The 19,492-nt window shown below is 61.3% G+C and carries 17 protein-coding genes and 1 pseudogene; 12 read left to right on the top strand and 6 right to left on the bottom strand.

Going from position 1 to position 19,492, the window contains the following annotated elements; all coding sequences use genetic code 11:
• Positions 1-10: 10 nt before the first annotated feature.
• The 4 genes and pseudogenes from trpB to AB2N04_RS02505 all read left to right on the top strand — a co-directional run bounded on the left by trpB (position 11) and on the right by AB2N04_RS02505 (position 4,508).
• Positions 11-1,232: pseudogene (gene trpB / locus AB2N04_RS02520) on the top strand (tryptophan synthase subunit beta).
• A gap of 44 nt (positions 1,233-1,276) precedes the next feature.
• A complete protein-coding gene (gene trpA / locus AB2N04_RS02515; RefSeq protein WP_367716818.1) occupies positions 1,277-2,116 on the top strand; it encodes a tryptophan synthase subunit alpha in 840 nt (279 codons plus the stop codon).
• Positions 2,117-2,159: 43 nt separating this feature from the next.
• The gene (gene accD / locus AB2N04_RS02510) at positions 2,160-3,116 is read left to right on the top strand and encodes an acetyl-CoA carboxylase, carboxyltransferase subunit beta (RefSeq protein ID WP_367716817.1); all 957 of its coding nucleotides are present in this window, start codon (positions 2,160-2,162) and stop codon (positions 3,114-3,116) included.
• 48 nt (positions 3,117-3,164) lie between these two features.
• Positions 3,165-4,508 carry a folylpolyglutamate synthase/dihydrofolate synthase family protein gene (locus AB2N04_RS02505; RefSeq protein ID WP_367716816.1) on the top strand — a complete coding sequence of 448 codons (1,344 nt, stop codon included), beginning with the start codon at positions 3,165-3,167 and terminating at the stop codon, positions 4,506-4,508.
• Between the two features lie 18 nt (positions 4,509-4,526).
• Here the strand turns inward: AB2N04_RS02505 and AB2N04_RS02500 are convergent, their stop codons facing one another.
• Both AB2N04_RS02500 and AB2N04_RS02495 read right to left on the bottom strand, forming a co-directional pair.
• Positions 4,527-5,294 carry a sulfite exporter TauE/SafE family protein gene (locus tag AB2N04_RS02500; protein ID WP_367716815.1) on the bottom strand — a complete coding sequence of 256 codons (768 nt, stop codon included), beginning with the start codon at positions 5,292-5,294 and terminating at the stop codon, positions 4,527-4,529.
• A 9-nt stretch (positions 5,295-5,303) separates the two neighbouring features.
• The gene (locus AB2N04_RS02495) at positions 5,304-6,278 is read right to left on the bottom strand and encodes a complex I NDUFA9 subunit family protein (RefSeq protein ID WP_367716814.1); all 975 of its coding nucleotides are present in this window, start codon (positions 6,276-6,278) and stop codon (positions 5,304-5,306) included.
• 221 nt (positions 6,279-6,499) lie between these two features.
• Between AB2N04_RS02495 and gyrB the strand changes: the two genes are divergently transcribed.
• The 3 genes from gyrB to AB2N04_RS02480 all read left to right on the top strand — a co-directional run bounded on the left by gyrB (position 6,500) and on the right by AB2N04_RS02480 (position 10,004).
• Positions 6,500-8,947 (top strand): DNA topoisomerase (ATP-hydrolyzing) subunit B, encoded by a 2,448-nt coding sequence (gene gyrB / locus AB2N04_RS02490; protein ID WP_367716813.1) that lies wholly within the window; start codon positions 6,500-6,502, stop codon positions 8,945-8,947.
• 125 nt (positions 8,948-9,072) lie between these two features.
• Complete coding sequence (locus AB2N04_RS02485; protein WP_367716812.1) at positions 9,073-9,558, top strand: hypothetical protein; 486 nt, start codon at positions 9,073-9,075, stop codon at positions 9,556-9,558.
• 89 nt (positions 9,559-9,647) lie between these two features.
• Positions 9,648-10,004: a hypothetical protein gene (locus AB2N04_RS02480; protein ID WP_367716811.1), complete on the top strand. Its 357-nt coding sequence runs from the start codon at positions 9,648-9,650 to the stop codon at positions 10,002-10,004.
• 108 nt (positions 10,005-10,112) lie between these two features.
• On the opposite strand, the gene lepA is transcribed toward AB2N04_RS02480, so the two are convergent.
• Positions 10,113-11,921 carry a translation elongation factor 4 gene (gene lepA, locus AB2N04_RS02475; RefSeq protein WP_367716809.1) on the bottom strand — a complete coding sequence of 603 codons (1,809 nt, stop codon included), beginning with the start codon at positions 11,919-11,921 and terminating at the stop codon, positions 10,113-10,115.
• Between lepA and AB2N04_RS02470 the strand changes: the two genes are divergently transcribed.
• Entirely contained in the window at positions 11,920-12,558 is a 639-nt protein-coding gene (locus AB2N04_RS02470) for a MarR family winged helix-turn-helix transcriptional regulator (protein WP_367718716.1), read from the top strand. The two genes, lepA and AB2N04_RS02470, sit on opposite strands and share 2 nt — an antisense overlap.
• 16 nt (positions 12,559-12,574) lie before the next feature.
• Here the strand turns inward: AB2N04_RS02470 and AB2N04_RS02465 are convergent, their stop codons facing one another.
• From AB2N04_RS02465 to AB2N04_RS02455, 3 genes are all read right to left on the bottom strand, one after another.
• Complete coding sequence (locus AB2N04_RS02465) at positions 12,575-13,369, bottom strand: DUF2189 domain-containing protein (RefSeq protein WP_367716808.1); 795 nt, start codon at positions 13,367-13,369, stop codon at positions 12,575-12,577.
• A gap of 130 nt (positions 13,370-13,499) precedes the next feature.
• Entirely contained in the window at positions 13,500-14,708 is a 1,209-nt protein-coding gene (locus AB2N04_RS02460; RefSeq protein ID WP_367716806.1) for a cation:proton antiporter, read from the bottom strand.
• 5 nt (positions 14,709-14,713) lie between these two features.
• Positions 14,714-15,523, bottom strand: a complete 810-nt coding sequence (locus tag AB2N04_RS02455) for a YiiX/YebB-like N1pC/P60 family cysteine hydrolase (protein ID WP_367716805.1) — start codon at positions 15,521-15,523, stop codon at positions 14,714-14,716.
• 186 nt (positions 15,524-15,709) lie between these two features.
• Between AB2N04_RS02455 and AB2N04_RS02450 the strand changes: the two genes are divergently transcribed.
• Genes AB2N04_RS02450 through AB2N04_RS02435 form a run of 4 tightly spaced genes read left to right on the top strand, consistent with a single transcriptional unit; the run spans position 15,710 to position 19,402 of the window.
• Positions 15,710-16,408 (top strand): CerR family C-terminal domain-containing protein, encoded by a 699-nt coding sequence (locus AB2N04_RS02450; RefSeq protein WP_367718715.1) that lies wholly within the window; start codon positions 15,710-15,712, stop codon positions 16,406-16,408.
• A complete protein-coding gene (locus AB2N04_RS02445; protein WP_367716804.1) occupies positions 16,405-17,358 on the top strand; it encodes an HlyD family secretion protein in 954 nt (317 codons plus the stop codon). Before AB2N04_RS02450 ends, AB2N04_RS02445 begins: the two co-directional genes overlap by 4 nt.
• Complete coding sequence (locus AB2N04_RS02440; protein ID WP_367716803.1) at positions 17,355-18,272, top strand: ATP-binding cassette domain-containing protein; 918 nt, start codon at positions 17,355-17,357, stop codon at positions 18,270-18,272. The genes AB2N04_RS02445 and AB2N04_RS02440 overlap by 4 nt, the downstream gene beginning before the upstream one ends.
• Positions 18,269-19,402, top strand: coding sequence for an ABC transporter permease (locus AB2N04_RS02435; protein WP_367716802.1), 1,134 nt, complete (start codon positions 18,269-18,271; stop codon positions 19,400-19,402). Before AB2N04_RS02440 ends, AB2N04_RS02435 begins: the two co-directional genes overlap by 4 nt.
• Positions 19,403-19,492: the final 90 nt, after the last annotated feature.

Below are 19,492 nucleotides of genomic sequence, written 5' to 3'. Positions count from 1 at the left end.
GGAGAATGGCTTGAACAAACCGGCAGAACCCAATTCCTTCCGGATCGGCCCTGATGACGAGGGCATGTATGGGATCTTCGGCGGCCGGTTCGTGGCCGAGACGCTGATGCCGCTGATCCTCGATCTGGAAAAACACTGGAACGAGGCCAAGGACGATCCGGCGTTTCGGGCGGAACTGGAACATTTGGGCCGTCATTATACGGGCCGGCCCTCGCCGCTCTATTTCGCCGAACGGCTGACAGAGCATCTGGGCGGCGCGAAGATCTACTTCAAGCGCGAGGACCTGAACCACACCGGCTCGCACAAGATCAACAATTGCCTCGGCCAGATCCTGCTTGCAAAGCGCATGGGCAAGACCCGCATCATCGCCGAGACCGGCGCCGGCCAGCATGGCGTGGCGTCGGCCACCGTGGCCGCCCGCTTCGGCCTGCCCTGCATTGTCTATATGGGCGCGACAGACGTGGAGCGGCAGAAGCCGAACGTCTTCCGCATGAACCTTCTGGGTGCCGAGGTGAAGCCGGTCTCGTCCGGTCACGGCACGCTGAAGGACGCCATGAATGAGGCGCTGCGCGACTGGGTGACCAATGTCGAGGACACCTATTATCTGATCGGCACGGCGGCAGGCCCGCATCCCTATCCCGAGCTGGTGCGCGAATTGCAATCGGTGATCGGCACGGAAGCGCGCGAGCAAATTAAGGAGCTGGAAGGCCGGCTGCCCGACGCCATCGTGGCGGCGGTAGGCGGCGGCTCCAACGCCATCGGCCCTGTTCCATCCTTTCCTCGATGACCGCCAGGTGGAGATCCACGGCGTGGAGGCCGGCGGGCACGGGCTTGCGGGCGAGGAGCACTGCGCCTCCATGACGGCTGGCCGCCCCGGCGTGCTGCATGGCAACCGCACCTATCTGTTGCAGAATGATGACGGGCAGATCCTCGACGGGCATTCGGTCTCTGCCGGGCTCGACTATCCCGGTGTGGGGCCGGAGCACAGCTGGCTGAAGGATTCGGGCCGTGTGATCTATTCGCCCATTCTGGACGATGAGGCGATTGAGGCGTTCCAGATGACGACGCGGCTCGAGGGCATCATCCCGGCGCTGGAATCGGCCCATGCGATTGCCCATGCGATCAAGCTCGCGCCGACCATGGGCAGGGACCAGATCATGATCGTCAATTTCTCCGGGCGCGGGGACAAGGACGTCCACACCGTCGGAAAGATGCTCGGCATGGAGATGTGAACCACATCGCCCGTCTGAAGCCCGTTGTTGAAGAGAGTATCCGCATGACCACCCGCATTGACCGCCGCTTCGCGCGGCTGAAGGAAGAAAACCGCCCGGCACTCGTGACCTATTTCATGGGCGGCGATCCGGACTATGAGACGTCGCTCTCGATCATGAAGGCGCTGCCTGCGGCGGGCAGCGACGTGATCGAGCTGGGCATGCCCTTCTCCGACCCCATGGCCGATGGCCCGGCCATCCAGGCTGCGGGACTGCGCGCGCTCAAAAGCGGGCAGACGCTGGCGAAGACGCTGCAGATGGCGCGCGACTTTCGCAAAGGTGACGATGACACGCCCATCGTGATGATGGGTTATTACAACCCGATCTACATCTATGGCGTGGAGCGCTTCCTCACAGACGCGAAGGACGCCGGCATTGACGGACTGATCATCGTCGACCTGCCGCCGGAGATGGATGAGGAACTCTGCGTTCCGGCGATCAAGGCAGGGCTGAACTTCATTCGCCTTGCCACGCCGACGACGGATGAAGAACGCCTGCCGAAGGTTCTGGAGAACACGTCGGGCTTTGTCTATTACGTGTCGATGACGGGTGTGACGGGCTCGGCGCTGCCGGACACGAACAATGTGTCCGAAGCGGTTTCGCGCATCAAGGAGCACACGGACCTGCCCATCTGCGTGGGCTTCGGTGTCAAGACGGCGCGGCAGGCCAAGGCCATCGGCCAAGCGGCGGATGGCGTTGTTGTCGGCAGCGCCATCGTGGCGGCCATCGCGCAGTGCTACAACGATAACGGCAAGCGGATCGAAGATCCCGCCGAAGCCGTGGCAACCCTTGTGAAGGGGCTTGCAGACGGGGTGCGCGAAGCGCGTCTTGCTGCCGCCCGATAATTGGCGCATCCTCGGATTGCGGAAAAACGAAAAGGCATATGGAATGAACTGGATCACCAGCTATGTGAGGCCGAAGATCAACTCGATGCTCGGTCGTCGGGACATGCCGGAGAACCTCTGGATCAAGGATCCCGAGACCGGCGAGATGGTCTTTCACAAGGATCTGGAAGACAATCTCTGGGTCATTCCCTCCTCCGGCCATCACATGAAGATTTCTGCCCGCGAGCGGCTGAAAAGCTTCTTCGACGGTGGTGAATATGAGACGCTGGAAAACCCGAAGGTCGTCACCGACCCGCTGAAGTTCCGCGACGAACGCCGCTATACCGAACGCCTTCGCGACGCCAAGGCCAAAACCAGCATGGAAGATGCCGTTCTGAGCGGCGTTGGACGCGTGGAGGGACTCGAACTTCTGGCCACCGTGCAGGACTTCGCCTTCATGGGCGGTTCGCTCGGCATGGCTGCCGGTGAGGCGATTGTCCGCGCTTTCGAGACTGCCGTGGAGCGCAAGCTGCCGCTGGTGCTCTACGCTGCCTCCGGCGGCGCGCGCATGCAGGAGGGCATCCTCTCGCTGATGCAGCTGCCGCGCACCACGGTTGCGCTCGACCGGTTGAAGGAAGCGGGGCTACCCTACATCGTCGTGCTTACCAACCCGACCACCGGCGGCGTGACGGCCTCCTACGCCATGCTGGGCGATGTTCACATCGCCGAGCCGGGTGCGCTGATCGGTTTTGCCGGTCCGCGCGTGATCGAGCAGACCATCCGCGAAAAGCTTCCGGAAGGCTTCCAGCGTGCCGAATACCTGCGCGACCATGGCATGGTCGACATGGTCGTGTCGCGGCTTGAGATGAAGGACACCATCGCACGCCTGCTGAAAATCCTGCTGAAGGAAAAAGCGGAAGCTGCGCCCGAGGTGGCGGAAGAAGAAGCATCGGATACAGCCGAAGCGGCCCCGGTTCCCGTTGAGGCACAGCAAGAAGAGGCGGAACAGCCAAAGGCATGAGCGCATATGCGTTAGCCGGCTGAACAAGCACCTCCGGGCAGGACCCTGATGACCATTCTCTCCGCCGAGCGGGAAATCGAGCGTCTTCTGTCGCTCCATCCCAAGGGCTTCGACCTGTCGCTCGAGCGCATCACGCGCCTGCTCGAGCGGCTGGGCAATCCGCATCTGAACATGCCGCCGGTCATTCACGTGGCCGGCACGAACGGCAAGGGCTCGGCCACGGCCTTCGCGCGCGCGGTGCTGGAGGCGTCGGGCCGCATCGTTCACGTTCACACGTCGCCGCATCTGGTCAACTGGCACGAGCGCTATCGGCTGGGTGCGGATGGCGGCGGCAGGCTGGTCGAGGATGCGGTTCTGGCCGATGCCGTGGCGCGGGTTGCCGAGGCGAATGCCGGCGAGAAGATCACCGTCTTCGAGATTCTCACGGCTGTCATGTTCGTGCTCTTCTCGGAGCATCCGGCCGATGTGGCCATTGTCGAGGTCGGGCTGGGCGGCCGGTTTGACGCGACCAATGTCATCCCCCGTCCGGCAGCCAGCCTCATCATGCCCATCTCGCTTGATCACGAGGCCTATCTCGGTGACCGTGTGGAACTGATTGCGGCTGAAAAGGCCGGGATCATCAAGCGCGGCGCGCCGGTGGTCGTTGGCCAGCAGCCTTTCGATGCGGCGCGCGAGGTGCTTGTCGACACGGCGGAGCGGCTGGCCTGCCCGCTCACCGTCTATGGCGAGGATTTCCTGGCGTTCGAGGAAAACGGCCGCATGATCTATCAGGACAATGACGGCCTGTTCGACATGGCGCTGCCGCAGCTTGCCGGCCGGCATCAGATCGCCAATGCGGCGGCGGCCATCGCCGCTGTCAAGGCCGCGGGTTTTCCCGTGGGACTGCGCGCGGCGGAGGCGGCGATGGAGCGCGTGGTCTGGCCTGGCCGTCTGCAGCGCCTCCCGCAAGGCGCGCTTGCGGAACTCGGGCCTGAAGGTGCCGAAATCTGGATCGATGGCGGGCACAATCCGGGTGCAGGCGAGGCGATTGCAGAGGCACTTGCGTCCGAGGAAGACCGTTCTCCGCGACCGTTATTCCTGATCGCCGGCATGATCAACACCAAGGACCAGACCGGCTATTTCCGTGCCTTTGAGGGCATGGCCCGCCATGTATACACCGTTCCGGTGACATCGAGCGATGCCGGTGTCCCCAACGCAGAGCTGGCGGCGCGGGCCATGGAGGCGGGTCTTTCCGCCGAGCCGGTTCATTCGGTGGCTAACGCGCTAAAGCTATTGCGCGATACGCTTGATGCCGGCCGCGACGGCACCGAGCCACCCCCGCGTATCCTGATCTGCGGCTCGCTCTATCTGATCGGCGCGGTGCTGGCCGAAAACGACACCCCACCGCTTTAATATGAGCTGAAGGGCTCTCTACGCCATCCCCGTCACGCCACGGCGGATGAGATCGAGCGCTAGCAGCGTGAGGCCGATCCTGAACCAGCGGCGGAAGGTCTCTTCGGGCATCTTTTCCAGAAGGCGGGAGCCGTAGATCGTGCCCAGATAGCCCGAGGCGATCATCAGCGCGATGAAAGGCAGCCAGCGCCAGAAGGCGAAACCGGCAAGGGCAAAGGCGATCACCTTGAGAGCGTGCTGCACTGTCATGCCGGCCGCGTGGGTGGCGATCAGCGCCTTGCGATCGTCGGGAATGATCTGCGCGAAAAAGGCGGATAGAAGCGGGCCGGTGGCACCGACAAACATGGTCGCCAGTGCGAGCACCGCACTGCCAGCGGCGAGGCCTGCATGGCTTAGATGCGCGGCACCTGGAATTCTCGTCCACGTGACAGCGATGACGAAGACGCCCAGAACGAGTTTCAGGAGCGCGTCGGGCAATTGCACCACGAAATAGGCACCCACGGCAGCGCCGATCAGGCTGCCGAGAATGAACGGCGTGGCGATGGAAAAGCGGATATGCGCCCGCTGATGCCAAGCACGACCGGTATTGGAGCCAAGCTGTACAGCCCCATGAACAGGAATCAACGCTGCGACCGGAATGAACAGACCGAGCAGTGCCAGCATGGCCACGCCGCCGCCCACGCCAAAGGCTGCCGTGAGCGCGGAGGTGAAAAAGCTGGCGATGACGAGAAGAAGCGCCGGGAGCGGGCCCAGCGCTTCGGGCAAAAGCGTCTCGAAGCCGCCCAAGAGCTCTCCTTACAGGAACTGCTTGCGGGTGAACTGGCCTGCCGGGCGGAAACGCCACAGATAGGTGGGAAGGATGGCCGCAAGGGAGTGTTTCTGAATGCCAAGGCCGTCCAGCGTGCGTCCGGTCGCATTCGCCTCTTCGGAAACAACGTTGTCGGTCTTAAGCAGTTTCACCTGATCGAGGGTGAGCATGGGCTTCGGCAGAAGCCCGAGAACGCGTGCCTGAATGCGCGCGGCGAACCATGGCAGGGAAACGAACCAGCGCTTGCGGTAGGTCGCTTCCAGCATCTCTTCAAGACATTCACGGAAGGAGAGCACTTCGGGTCCGCCCAGCTCGTAGATCTGTCCGCCTTTGAGATCACCATCGACGGAGCGGGCATAGGCTTCGGCCACATCGCCCACATAAACGGGCTGGAACTTTGTTTCGCCACCACCGATCAGCGGCAGGAATGGCGAGAACCGCGCCATGTTGGCAAAGCGGTTGAAGAAGTCGTCTTCCGGTCCGAACACGATGGACGGACGAATGATCACTGCATCCTTGACGGTTTCCAGCACGGCTTTTTCGCCAAGTGCCTTGGTACGGGCATAGTCGGACTCGGATTCCGGATCGGCCCCGATGGCAGACCCGTGGGTCAGTTTCGCGCCTGCGGCGCGAGCAGCCTCTGCCACGGTGCGGGCACCGGCGTGCTGGATCACATCAAAGGTCTGACGGCCTGTTTCATAGAGGATGCCGACCAGATTGATCACATGGTCTGCCCCTTCAACGGCCCGGTCGACCGAAGCGCGGTTGCGCAGGTTTGCCTGCACGGCCTGCACCTGGCCGACATTGCCGAGCGGCTGCAGATGGATCGCCGTATTGGGGTTGCGGCACGCAACGCGCACCCGGTGGCCGCGCTTTGTGAGGGCCTGCACCAGATGGCGGCCGACAAAACCGTTGCCGCCGAAAATGGTGATGAGCTTAGGTTTCTGGCTGATGGTGGCCATTTGCCTCTGTCTCCGATTTCTCAAGGGCTTCATAATCGGTTTCGCGCCAAAGGCAAAGGGTGCCCTCTGATAGTTTTCATCCCCAGCCGGAAATCGCTGCAAAACTTGGAAAAAAGCCCTGAAACGCCTATATCTTGAGGGACAGGCGCCGGATGATTCGCGGCGCAGATTTCCCATGCCCTAAAGGGGGTTCCCTCAGGGCTCCTGAGTGAAAGAATTTGATGAGCGACACGCCCGAAACTCTCCCAGGCGAACCAGCCGAATACGGCGCAGAATCCATCAAGGTTTTGAAGGGACTGGACGCCGTCCGCAAGCGCCCCGGCATGTATATCGGCGATACGGATGACGGGTCAGGTCTGCACCACATGGTCTATGAGGTGGTGGACAACGCCATCGATGAGGCGCTGGCCGGTCACGCGACGCTGGTCACCGTGACGCTCAATCCCGACGGGTCCTGCACGGTGACCGACAATGGTCGTGGTATTCCGACCGACATGCACACCGAAGAGGGCGTGTCTGCGGCCGAGGTCATTATGACGCAGCTTCATGCCGGCGGTAAGTTCGACCAGAATTCCTACAAGGTATCGGGTGGCCTGCACGGCGTTGGCGTGTCGGTGGTGAATGCGCTTTCCATCTGGCTCAAGCTGAAGATCCGCCGGAAGGGCAAGATCCATGAAATGAGCTTCACCCATGGTGTGGCCGATGCGCCGCTTGCCGTGACCGGCGATGCGGGCGACGAAACGGGGACGGAAGTGAGCTTCCTGCCATCGCCCGAAACCTTCACCATGACGGATTTCGACTATGGCACGCTTGAGCACCGTCTGCGCGAGCTTGCTTTCCTGAACTCGGGCGTGCGCATTTTGCTGACCGACAGGCGCCATGCCGATGAGAAGAAGCAGGAATTCCTCTATGACGGCGGCATCGTCGAGTTCGTGAAATATCTCGATCGCGCCAAGAAGCCGCTGATCGACACGCCGATTTCCATCGGCGGGGAAAAGGATGGCATCACGGTGGAAGTCGCCATGTGGTGGAACGATTCCTACCACGAGAATGTGCTCTGCTTCACCAACAACATTCCCCAGCGCGATGGCGGCGCGCATATGGCCGGTTTCCGTGGCGCGCTGACGCGACAGGTTACGGGCTATGCCGAAAAATCGGGCCTGACGAAGAAGGAAAAGGTGTCACTCACGGGCGACGATTGTCGCGAGGGACTTTCCGCCGTTCTCTCGGTCAAGGTGCCGGATCCGAAATTCTCCTCGCAGACCAAGGACAAGCTGGTCTCGTCCGAAGTGCGTCCGGTGGTGGAAAGCCTCGTCAACGAGGCGCTCGGCACCTGGTTTGAGGAGCACCCGGCAGAAGCCAAGGCGCTGATCGGCAAGGTGGTTGAAGCCGCTGCGGCACGCGAGGCGGCGCGGAAAGCGCGCGAGCTGACACGGCGCAAGGGCGTGCTCGACATCACGTCGCTGCCGGGCAAGCTCGCCGACTGCCAGGAACGCGATCCGGCGAAATCCGAAATATTCATCGTTGAGGGTGATTCCGCTGGTGGCTCGGCCAAGTCCGGCCGTTCGCGCAAGAACCAGGCAATCCTGCCACTGCGCGGCAAGATCCTGAACGTGGAGCGTGCCCGCTTCGACCGCATGCTTTCCTCCGACATGATCGGCACGCTGATCACGGCGCTCGGCACGGGCATCGGCAAGGATGAATTCAACGCAGAGAAGCTGCGCTACCACAAGATCATCATCATGACGGACGCCGACGTGGACGGCGCCCACATCCGCACCCTGCTTCTTACCTTCTTCTTCCGGCAGATGCCGGAGCTGATCGAGCGCGGGCATCTCTATATCGCCCAGCCCCCGCTCTACAAGGTGACGCGCGGCAAGTCGGTCCAGTACATCAAGGACGAAGCGGCATTCGAGGAATTCCTGATCGATTCCGGCCTTGAAGAGGCCACGCTCGAACTTTCCAATGGTGAGGTTCGCGGCGGGCAGGACCTGAAGGAAGTGATCGAGGATGCACGCAATGTGCGCACGCTCATCAACGGTCTGCACACGCGCTACGACAGGGCCGTGGTGGAGCAGGCCGCGATTGCCGGTGCGCTCAACGCGGCGGTTCTGGCCGACCCGGGGCGCGCGGCGGGTGCTGCGCAGCATGTGGCCGAACGTCTCGACATGATCTCAGAGGATACCGAGCGTGGCTGGGAAGGTCGTGTGAACCCCTCGAACGAGGGTTCCGGTGGCTATCTTTTCGAGCGCACCGTGCGCGGTGTGCGAGAGGTTGTGGTGCTCGATTCTGCGCTGGTCGCTTCGGCGGATGCACGCGCGATCGATCGCTACACGGCTCGCCTTCAGCAGGTCTATACCAAGTCGCCCGTGCTGCGTCGAAAGGACAAGTCGGAAGTCATTTCCGGTCCGATGGCGCTTCTTGACCAGGTTTTTGCAACCGGGCGCAAGGGGCTTACCATGCAGCGCTACAAAGGCCTTGGCGAAATGAATGCCGAGCAGCTGTGGGAAACGACGCTCGACCCGGATGCACGCTCGCTGCTTCAGGTGAAGGTGACCGACGCAACGGACGCGGATTCACTCTTCTCCCGACTTATGGGCGACGAAGTCGAGCCACGCCGCGAATTCATTCAGGACAATGCGTTGTCGGTGGCCAATCTCGACATCTAACGCGCCAGTGTCACGAAATGGCGGCAGACTTCACAGTCTGGCTTGACGTGCGGTTTCCCGAGGCGGCAATTTGACAGGGCTGGAAACGCGGCCCCTGATCAAGCCCGCGGGCAGGAGACGCTGCCATGTTGAGGTCCATTTCCGTTACAGGCGTTGTTGTGGCGATGCTGGTGCTTTGCGCCGTGCTTTTCGCCATCGGGTGGTTCACCCGCGTTGATCCCTCCGACGCTCCTTTTGTCAAAGTGCTCGGCGGTGGCTTCATCTTCAATTACCGGGAAGGCGAGGTGTTTTACGGGTTTACCGCGCAGGTGATGAGGCCGCTGGCCAGCGGATCCGTCATCGAGGCGACATTCGAGGACCCCGCCGGGGGCAAGCCCTACGTGGTGTCGGAGCGGGTGAGCACGATGACCGACCGCTACGCGCTCAGGACACCTGCCGTGCGCGGGGTTGAGGCGAAGAAGCCTTATGAAGTGTCGATCCGCCTCTATGACCGGGAAAAATCCCGCATGATATGGGAAACAGAAACGACCTTCGTAAGCCAGATCAGCGATGGCGTCGTTCCCGACCAGCCGCTTACAGTCGGTCCGGGCTATCATCTCAACCCCGACTGAATTTTTTCGTGAACCTTTCTCCAGGCGGTAGCGACTGACAGATGTCGGGGCGCGAATGCCTCATCCCGAAAACCGAACTGGAGATGACAATGCCCTATTCAAACAAAACGAGCCGGATCGCCATGGCCGCAGCCTCGCTCGTCATGCTGTCTGCCACCGCCATCCCGACCGCCGGCGTCGCCGGCCAGTTTGCCCTAGCGCCAAAGATGGCGGGCCCTTCGATGAATTGCTCTGTGCCCAATCATGTCGTGTGTACCATCAACAGCACCAAGGGGCTGAAGCTGGTCAAGATCACCGCCAATACCCCGCAGGGCAGCGTGAACCTTGTGAACAAGACGTATCGCAGCTGTCCGAAATCAGTGAAGGTCTCGTGGGATTCAGCCTATCAGATGGCCGGCAAACAGATCGTCGAATGTAGCGGCGGCTTCAAGCTCAAGGCGCGCTGAACCTGGACCGGTGCCGCCGTGCGCGGGTGGCGGGGCAGCCCGTGACGGGGCATCGAGGGTGGGTTTTTTGCCAAGGCGAGAAACCCACCCGATGCCCGATTTCCGCCCCTAGTCACCCATCTTGAGCGCCTGGATGAAGGCTTCCTGAGGAATCTCCACCTTGCCGAACTGGCGCATGCGCTTTTTGCCTTCTTTCTGCTTTTCGAGCAGCTTGCGCTTTCGGGTCACGTCACCGCCGTAACACTTGGCAGTCACGTCCTTGCGCATGGCAGATATGGTCTCGCGCGCGATCACCTTGCCGCCGATGGCCGCCTGGATCGGAATCTTGAACATGTGGCGCGGTATCAGTTCTTTCAGCTTTTCGCACATCACGCGGCCGCGCTTTTCCGCAGCCTGCCGGTGCACCAGCATCGAGAGCGCATCCACGGGTTCCTCATTGACGAGGATCGACATTCTGACGAGGTCGCCCTCGCGATAGCCGGTGATCTGGTAGTCGAAACTGGCATAGCCCTTCGTGATCGACTTGAGCCGGTCGTAGAAATCGAACACGACTTCGTTGAGCGGCAATTCATAAGTGACCATCGCGCGCTTGCCGACATAGGACAGGTCCGTCTGGATGCCCCTGCGTTCCTGACAGAGTTTCAATATGGCGCCCAGATAATCATCCGGCGTCATGATCGTGGCCTTGATCCAGGGTTCTTCGATCGAGGCGATCTTCACCACGTCGGGTATGTCTGCCGGATTGTGCAGTTCCAGCTGGTCGCCCGAGGTGAGGTTCATGCGATAAACGACCGAAGGCGCCGTGGCGATGAGGTCAAGATTGAACTCGCGTTCGAGCCGCTCCTGAACGATTTCCAGATGCAGGAGACCAAGGAAGCCGCAGCGAAAGCCAAAGCCGAGCGCTGCCGAGGTTTCCATCTCGAAGGAGAAGGAAGCATCGTTGAGACGGAGCTTTCCCATCGCCGAGCGCAGATCGTCAAAGTCTGCAGCATCAACCGGAAAGAGACCACAGAAAACGACCGGTTGTGCGGGCTTGAAACCGGGCAGCGGGCTTTCGGTCTGGCGCTTGTCCTCGGTGATGGTGTCGCCAACACGGGTGTCGGCCACTTCCTTGATCGAGGCCGTGATGAAGCCGATCTCGCCTGGCCCGAGTTCATCGACCATGACCATTTTTGGGGTCATCACGCCTACCCGGTCAACCGGGTACTTGGCGTCGGTGCCGATCATGCGGATCGTCTGGCCCTTCTTCAGCTTTCCGTCGATGACACGGACCAGAACGATCACACCGAGATAGGCATCGTACCAGCTGTCCACCAGCAGTGCCTTGAGCGGCGCTTCACGATCACCGCCCTCAGGCGCAGGCAGGCGGGTTACGATGGCTTCGAGAACTTCGTCTATTCCAACGCCGGTCTTGGCCGAAATCGGGATCGCGTCGGATGCATCGAGGCCGATCACTTCCTCGATCTGCTCCTTCACGCGGTCCGTGTCCGCGGCAGGGAGATCGACCTTGTTGAGCACGGTCACGATCTCGTGATCGTTGTCGATGGCCTGGTAGACATTGGCAAGCGTCTGCGCCTCCACGCCCTGGCTTGCGTCGACCACAAGAAGCGAACCCTCGCAGGCCGAGAGCGAACGTGAAACCTCATAGGCAAAGTCCACATGGCCGGGCGTGTCGATCAGGTTCAGCACATAGTGCTCCCCGTCGCGCGCATTATACTCCAGCCGCACGGTCTGCGCCTTGATGGTGATGCCGCGCTCGCGCTCGATGTCCATCGAGTCGAGGATCTGGTCTTTCATCTCGCGATCCGCAAGTGATCCGGTCATCTGGATCAGCCGGTCGGCCAGCGTCGACTTGCCATGGTCGATATGCGCGACAATGGAAAAATTGCGAATATGGGAAAGTGGCGTGTTCGTCATGCTGCTGGCCTTAGCAGGCGGCCCGTTCTTCGACAAGCGGATTGCTGCCAGAATACGGGATCCTGGCGGCATTGCAGGCTCTGTCAGGAGAAAAACCTGCGACATTGTACTCGAGATCCGGCGACCATATATCGGGCCAATGAATGATCCCGACCCAAACAAGCTTAGCTTTCTGATCCACGACGTAGCGCGCCTGATGCGCAAGCGTTTCCTCGAAAGGGACAATGAGTTCGGACTGACGTCCGCTCAGTGGCGCCTGCTTTTCAATCTGTTGAAGGAAGATGGCGTGCCGCAGGCGCGGTTGGCCGAGCTTCTGGAAGTGGAGCCGATCAGCATTTCACGTATGGTCGACCGGCTGGCAGAAAGCGGCTGGGTGGTGCGCCGCCTTGCTCCCAGGGATCGGCGCGTGCGCATGATCTACGCCACGCGCAAAGCCAGAGAGGCGTGCTCCGGCATCCGGGAAATGGCGGCGACCGTTCATGAGGAGGCGCTTTCCGGTCTTGATGACAAGGAGCGCCGTGTGCTGATCGACGTGCTCGGAAGGATGGCGGTCAATCTCTACAAAGGCGCAGCGGAGAAGCCGAACGGTATGACGCCCTGCACGTCGCCGAGCCTTGGCAGCGGAGCTTCTGCCTGAGCGACCTGGGGCGGCCTCACTCAGCCACCAGCTTGCGGTAAAGATGCCATGTCGCGTGGCCCAGAATGGGCATGACCACCGCCAGGCCGGCGAAAAACGGCAGCGATCCCAAAATCAGCGCACCCGCGACCAGCACACCCCAGAGCGCGATCGGCAACGGATTGGCGCTTGCCGCCCGTACGGAAGTGACAATCGCGGCCACCGCGCCGCAGTCGCGGTCGAGCAGCATTGGAAAGGCGATCGCCGTGGTGATCAGAACGATCAATGCAAAAATGAACCCGATTGCATTGCCGAGCACGAGGAGGACGAGACCAGCCTCTGTGGTGAAAAGCGTTTGAAAGAATTGCGTGATTGATGTGGGTGGCTCGGGCCCAAGCAGGCGAACATAAAGCCCCTGCGCGACCAGAAGCCACGTCAGGAAGATTGCAAACAGCATGGCGCCGACAGCCAGGATTGCCGGTATCGCAGGCGATTTGCGCACTGCCAGAGCATGCCGCCATGAGGTTTCGAGGCCCGCCTCGCGCCTGCGACTGATTTCATAAAGACCGATGGCTGCGAATGGACCGAGCAGTGCAAAGCCCGATGCCAGTGGAAAGAGAAGAGGCAGTGCGTTTGCGCCTGATGCCCAGTAGATCAGCACAACTCCGACCAGCGGATAGATGAGGCACAGGAAGGCATAGTGCGAAGGTTTCTGCCAGAAATCATCGAGCCCGCGCCCCAGCGCATCAATCACATCCGACGTGGTTATCTTGCGAACTGCCGGCAGGGAAAGGGTCTTGTCTGTGCCAGCCACGACATGAAAATCCGACATTTCAGGCCTCCGGGTCGGCCGGGGCACACGCCGCACCCCGACGGCATTCAACACCAGGAGTATAGGGCGCGGGATATATCCCGGCGAGACTGGCGCCGGTCACATCTTCTGGAGCGGGCGGTGAACGGGGTCAGGACCGATCGGGGAAAAATGCCTTCTGTGCGAAAGGCGCCGACACGCCATGCAGGATGACAGACAGAAGGATCGTGAAAACGGCAATGTTGGTGATTGCCTCCGCCACGTCGAAGCCGGACTGGTCGACCACAAGAATGAGATAAAGAACGGACGCAAGGCCACGCGGTCCGAACCAGCCTACGAATAGCCGGGCGCGAGCGTTTGTCCGGGTTCCCAGCATTGCGATGAAGACGGGAAAAATGCGAATGGCGGTGAGGCTGAGACCTGCATAAAAAAGTGCCGGCATGGAGGTCGCTTCCAGAGCCTGCGGCAGCATGGCTGCCCCAAACAGAAAAAAGGTGAGATTTGTCAGGATCGAGCCTTCGGTCATGGCGAAATTGCTCGCTTTCGCCACTGTTTCAGCGGGCAGGCGCCATCCAAACGCCAATCCGGCTGCGAAAGCGGCAAGAAATCCGTTTCCGCCGGCCAGTTCGGCGCCCAGATAGGCCAGTCCGGCCAGGCCCACCATTATGGGAGTGCGTCCGGCGGGGTTGGAAATCCCGTGTGCAAAGGCAAGCGCTGCCGCTGCCGCGCCAAGATAGCCAATCGCCAGTCCGACAAGCGGGCCGAAAACCACCTGTTTAAGGAAGAAGGTCGCGTGCCCGGCCATGCCTTCTCCGCTGCCGGTGTCGGCGGCCAGCGCCAGTGCGATCAGAAGCAGCGGCAGGCACAGGCCGTCATTGAGACCGCTTTCCACGTCCAGCGCCTCGCGTTCGATTTCGGGCAAGCCGTCATTTCCGAACACGGGCTGTGCCAGTGCCGCATCGGTCGGAGTCAGTACGATCGCGAGCACCAGGGCACCGAAAATGCCAAGCGTTGGGAAGAGAGACATCCCAAGGGCGGTGCCGGCAATGATGGTGAGCGGAATGCCGATGAACAGGAGCCGGATGGATAGAAAGGCGGTCGCGCGCTCGGCCATTACGCTTGAAATGCGGATGTTCGCGGCGTCCCGGAAGAGAATGATCGCGAGCGTAGACGTGGCGAGGAACTCGACCACCGACTTGTCGAGCGCGGAGAGGAACGATGTGTCCGTGTGATAAAAGCCATAGCCCAGCGCGGTGAAAAGCATTGGGCCGGAGAGCACTGAAGCGTCAAGCTTTCGCGAAACGAGTGAGTAGGCCGTGAAAGCGGCAAAGAGAAGCGCCAGTGCCAGATGTGCCCCCATTATCGCTACCCCCTGTTTTCCGCACCGGGTTCGGAACTCTGCGGCTTGGCCCAGGTCAGTGATTTGTAGTCGAAGCCGAAAGCGAGCGTTGGCTTGACGATGGCGAAATAGGGAGACAGGTCGAAATCGCGCGGGGTGAAGAGGCTATGGTGCCGGATGTGCAGGATCTCCTGTCGCGAATAGGTGGATTCGGCCGAGGCGTGCCCCTTCTCCCGGCTGATCTCGGGCAGGATCGGATAGCTGACCTTCTGAAATGCCTGCGCAATGAGCGACGAGCAGATCGCGCGGGTCGGGTCGCCTGAGCCAATGGAGATCATACGCCTTCGCCAGCGCACGGGCACGGGCGGTGTCGGCAGGAAATAGCGCATTAGATCGAAGATATTGCGCATGTCGTAATGGAGGCCCAGCTTCCCGATCATGAAGTTGACGATGATGTTTCGGTCGTCGGGCGTAAGCCCGCTCGCGCGGCAGATGCGCGTGTTGTAGGTCTTGTATTTGGACAGCGGGACAGCGATGCATCCATCTCCCAGGATTACCTCGACCAGTCGGGGGCGCTCCGAACCGTCTTCGGGCTCAGGCAGAGCATCCCCGACGTAAAGCGCAGCGTGGCTCCAGGTGGATTGAGTGAGATATTTGATTGCAGCCGAGATGCGCTGATTGCCTTCAATCAGGAGAATGTCTCCAGGTTGAAGCGTGCGGTGCAATGTCTCTGGGTCTGACGGCGTGTAGGGCTGATAGCCCGAGGATTCGCTTTGCAGCCGCCGGGCCAGGAAGCGGCCGAAACGGTCGAGCAGGGTGCTGGTTTTCTCGCTCATGCGTTCCCGTTCGCGATTCTCGATCAATGGCAGGTCGAACTTAGAGGTTTTGTCGCTTCGGGCAAACGGCTTGATGCCGGCAATTATGCCGCAATCACAGCGTGCCTCTGTTGCACTGGTTCCTGCACTTTCCGTAATGCGTCCAGCATTGACATTAATCAAACGATTGATTAAAACAGGCGCATGATGTGGAACGATGACAAGATGCAAGGTGCCGCAGCGCGGCTTTCTTCGGCGGAGCACACGCGGCTTTCCCTTATCCGGGCTGGGTTGAAGCTGTTCGGGGAAAAGGGGTTCGAAGGGACGACCACGCGAGAAATTGCGGGCGCGGCCCAGGCCAATATCGGCTCGATTTCCTATCACTTCGGCGGCAAGGAGGGGCTGCACGCTGCGTGTGCCGATTACATTGTCGAGCTTCTGGGTGAAATTGCCGGGAGTGCGCTGGATTTGAAGGCTGTCGATGCGGTTTCACTGACGCAGGCAGAAGCGCATGGCGTTTTGACACAGGTCCTGGAGACGATGACCGGGTTCATTGCCGCGCGGCCCGAAGCCGGTCTGATCGTCAGGTTCGTGCTGCGGGAGCTTTCCCATCCCACGGTTGCTCTCGACCGGATTTATGATGGCATCTTCGCCCCGGTACACAGGCGCCTCTGTGCAGTCTGGGAAGCGGCGACCGGCGAGCCGGCGGAGAGCGACGAGACACGGCTTACCGTGTTCACGCTGATCGGTCAGCTCGTCTATTTCCGTATTGCAAGCGAGGCTGTGCAGCGCCGCATGGGCTGGAACGAGATCGGACCGCGTGAGGCAACAGCGATCACGGCGATAGCCGGCAGCAACCTCGACGCCATACTCGCAGCGAGAATGCGCGGAAAGGAAAGGGCATGAGCATTTTCTGCGCCATTCCGTTGATGGCCGGTCTGATTTCCGGCTGTGGCTCCGCCGAGCCGCTGGCAGTTGGCTATGTCGAGGGGGAGTATGTGTTGCTTGCGCCCACGGAGGTTGGGCAATTGAGCACCGTTCCGGTTCGGCGCGGCACTCTTGTGAAAGCCGGGGCCACGGTCGCAAGAATGGACGATATGGACGCACGCATTGCCGTGCGGCAGGCTGAGGCGGGGCTGGCGGAAGCGGAAGCCCAGCTTGCCGACCTCAAGGAGCCGAAGCGACCCGAAGAGATCGCCGTTCTGGAGGCCGCTCTTGCTTCTGCGAAGGCTGAGGCGGCGGAAGCGGGCCGCGTGCTTTCGCGCACTGAAGATCTCTCCCGTCGCGGCATCGCCACACAGGCCGAGCTCGACAAGGCGCGTACGGCGAAGGAACTGGCGGATACGCGGGTTGGCCAGGCCGAGGCAAATCTGTCGGTGGCAAGATTGCCGGCCCGCGCAGAGGCGATCAAGGCCGCAGCCAGGCGCCGCGACCAGATGAAGGCCGCACTGGAACAGGCGCGCTGGCGCCTCGCCGAGCGCGCCATCACCGCGCCCGTGGCCGGTCGGATCGATGATGTGATCCGCAGTGCCGGCGATGTGGCAGGACCCTCGGCGCCGGTCGTCTCGCTGCTGCCCGAAGACGGGGTGAAGCTGAAGGTCTACGTGCCGGAAGCAGTATTCTCCAGCCTTCAACCCGATGCGCTTCTGGCCGTGAACTGCGATGGTTGTGCGCCGGGGTTGACGGCACGCATCTCCTATATCTCGCCGGAGCCCGAGTTCACGCCGCCGGTAATCTACTCGTTGGAGACGCGGCAGAAGCTTGTCTATCTGGTCGAGGCGAGGCCGGAAGGAAGCGCCCGGAGCCTGCAACCGGGGCAGATCGTGGATGTGCGGCTGAAAGCCGACGCGCCATGAACGCGATAGATGTCCACGGCCTGGTGAAGCGCTTTGGCGACAAGACGGTCGTCAACAATGTGACAATGCAGGTGGCGAAAGGCGAGATCGTTGGCTTTCTCGGTCCGAACGGGTCTGGCAAAACGACGACCATCCGCATCATGTGCGGGCTTCTGACGCCGGACGAGGGCGATGGCACGGTCCTCGGGTTCAACCTGCGAAGCGAAGGCCTGAAGATCAAGCGCGAAGTCGGCTACATGACCCAGCGCTTCTCCTTCTATGAAGACCTGACCATAGCGGAAAACCTGGCCTTTGTCGCAAGGCTCTATGATCTGAAACCGGTGGGCGCGCATGTGGACCGGACGCTCGAGGATCTGGGCCTTTCTTCGCGCCGAAACCAGCTGGCGGGCACGCTTTCGGGCGGCTGGAAGCAGCGGCTGGCGCTGGCAGCCTGCATCATGCATCAGCCGAAACTTCTCCTGCTGGATGAACCGACGGCGGGTGTCGATCCGAAGGCGCGACGCGATTTCTGGGACGAGATCCACCGGCTCGCCGCCGATGGGCTGACGGTTCTGGTCTCCACCCACTACATGGATGAGGCCGAGCGCTGCCACCGCATCTCTTACATATCCTACGGCACCATGCTGGCCACGGGGTCCGTGGCCGATGTGGTGCGCGACGCCGGGCTCGTCACCTATCTCGTTGACGGGCCGAAGCTGGAGAAGCTGGCCGCCGAACTGCGGGAGCGGCCCGGCGTGGAGCAGGTGGCGCCCTTTGGCGCAAGCCTTCATGTGGTGGGATCGGATGAAGACGCGCTGAAGGCGGCGTTGAAGGACCTCGACGGGCGCGAGGGCGTGAGCGTATCACGCGGCGAAACGAGCCTTGAGGATGTGTTCATCCAGTTCATGGCCAATTCCACGGACAACATGCAATGAGTGGCTTTTTCTCGTTCAGCCGGCTTGCTGCCTTGCTGATCAAGGAGTTCATCCAGATGCGGCGTGACCGCATCACCTTCGGCATGATGCTGGGCGTGCCGCTGATGCAGCTCGTGCTTTTCGGATTTGCGATCAATTCCGATCCCAAGGCTCTTCCGGCCGCACTCGTCTCTCTCAGTCAGGACCACTATAGCCGGGCGATGGTCTCGGCGCTTGAAAACACCAACTATTACCGCTTCGATCATGTGGTGGAGAGTGCGGCGGAGGCCGAGCAGCTCATGGCCAGCGGCGCGGTGGTCTTCGTCGTAACCATTCCGTCGGATTTCGCCCGCCGTGTCGACCGGGGGCAGCGGCCGCAGATCCTGATCGAGGCGGATGCGACCGATCCGTCGGTGGCATCCGGGGCCATTTCCACGCTCGGAACGGTTGCTTCGGAAGCGCTTTTGCGCGAGCGCGGCGTGTCGGCTTCCGAGGCAAAACCGGCTGACCGGCTCGAGGTGATCGTCCACCGCCGCTACAACCCCGAAGGCATCTCGCAATACAACATCGTGCCGGGTCTGCTCGGCGTCATCCTGCAGATGACCATGGTGATGATGACATCCATCGCGCTCACCCGCGAACGCGAGCGCGGCACGATGGAAAACCTGCTCGCCATGCCAGCAAGCCCACTGGAGATCATGCTTGGAAAAGTACTGCCCTATCTGGTGGTGGGAGCCGTGCAGGTGGCGGTGATCCTTGGGGCCGCGAAACTGCTGTTCGGCGTGCCCTTCATCGGCAGCCTGTGGCTGCTTCTGACGGCGGTACTGGTATTCGTTCTGGCACTCGTTGTGCTCGGCTACACGATCTCCACGGTCGCGCGCACGCAGATGCAGGCCATGCAGCTCACCTTCTTCTTCTTTCTGCCCTCCATCCTTTTGTCCGGCTTCATGTTTCCGTTTCGCGGCATGCCCGAATGGGCGCAATGGCTGGGGGAGACCTTTCCGCTCACCCATTTCCTGCGCGTGGTGCGCGCCATCATGCTCAAAGGTGCGGATCTGCCGGCAGTCGCATTCGAGACGGGGGTTCTTGCCGCTTTTATCCTGGTCTACGCCGCGTTCGCACTGATGCGGTTCCGCCGAACGCTGGATTAAACACCTCTTTGTTTAGAAGCATTCCAAATTATTGACGGCAGGGATGTTGGTGCATATCTTAGAATAATTCTAAACAACGGATTGCTCCCG

The sequence above is a fragment of the Nitratireductor sp. GISD-1A_MAKvit genome, from assembly GCF_040819555.1.
Taxonomy (GTDB): Bacteria; Pseudomonadota; Alphaproteobacteria; order Rhizobiales; family Rhizobiaceae; genus Nitratireductor.
Note: the sequence above shows the minus strand (reverse complement) of the source record. Positions and strands in the feature narration are given on the sequence as shown.

Coding starts and splice junctions, on each gene's coding strand:
- AB2N04_RS02495 (WP_367716814.1), bottom strand. CDS start 6,278: ATGGCCACCATCAGCCAGAAACCTAAGCTCATCACCATTTTCGGCGGC.
- AB2N04_RS02485 (WP_367716812.1), top strand. CDS start 9,073: ATGTTGAGGTCCATTTCCGTTACAGGCGTTGTTGTGGCGATGCTGGTG.
- AB2N04_RS02435 (WP_367716802.1), top strand. CDS start 18,269: ATGAGTGGCTTTTTCTCGTTCAGCCGGCTTGCTGCCTTGCTGATCAAG.
- AB2N04_RS02445 (WP_367716804.1), top strand. CDS start 16,405: ATGAGCATTTTCTGCGCCATTCCGTTGATGGCCGGTCTGATTTCCGGC.
- AB2N04_RS02470 (WP_367718716.1), top strand. CDS start 11,920: ATGCTGCTGGCCTTAGCAGGCGGCCCGTTCTTCGACAAGCGGATTGCT.
- gyrB (WP_367716813.1), top strand. CDS start 6,500: ATGAGCGACACGCCCGAAACTCTCCCAGGCGAACCAGCCGAATACGGC.
- AB2N04_RS02440 (WP_367716803.1), top strand. CDS start 17,355: ATGAACGCGATAGATGTCCACGGCCTGGTGAAGCGCTTTGGCGACAAG.
- AB2N04_RS02505 (WP_367716816.1), top strand. CDS start 3,165: ATGACCATTCTCTCCGCCGAGCGGGAAATCGAGCGTCTTCTGTCGCTC.
- AB2N04_RS02455 (WP_367716805.1), bottom strand. CDS start 15,523: ATGAGCGAGAAAACCAGCACCCTGCTCGACCGTTTCGGCCGCTTCCTG.
- AB2N04_RS02460 (WP_367716806.1), bottom strand. CDS start 14,708: ATGGGGGCACATCTGGCACTGGCGCTTCTCTTTGCCGCTTTCACGGCC.
- lepA (WP_367716809.1), bottom strand. CDS start 11,921: ATGACGAACACGCCACTTTCCCATATTCGCAATTTTTCCATTGTCGCG.
- AB2N04_RS02465 (WP_367716808.1), bottom strand. CDS start 13,369: ATGTCGGATTTTCATGTCGTGGCTGGCACAGACAAGACCCTTTCCCTG.
- AB2N04_RS02480 (WP_367716811.1), top strand. CDS start 9,648: ATGCCCTATTCAAACAAAACGAGCCGGATCGCCATGGCCGCAGCCTCG.
- trpA (WP_367716818.1), top strand. CDS start 1,277: ATGACCACCCGCATTGACCGCCGCTTCGCGCGGCTGAAGGAAGAAAAC.
- accD (WP_367716817.1), top strand. CDS start 2,160: ATGAACTGGATCACCAGCTATGTGAGGCCGAAGATCAACTCGATGCTC.
- AB2N04_RS02450 (WP_367718715.1), top strand. CDS start 15,710: ATGTGGAACGATGACAAGATGCAAGGTGCCGCAGCGCGGCTTTCTTCG.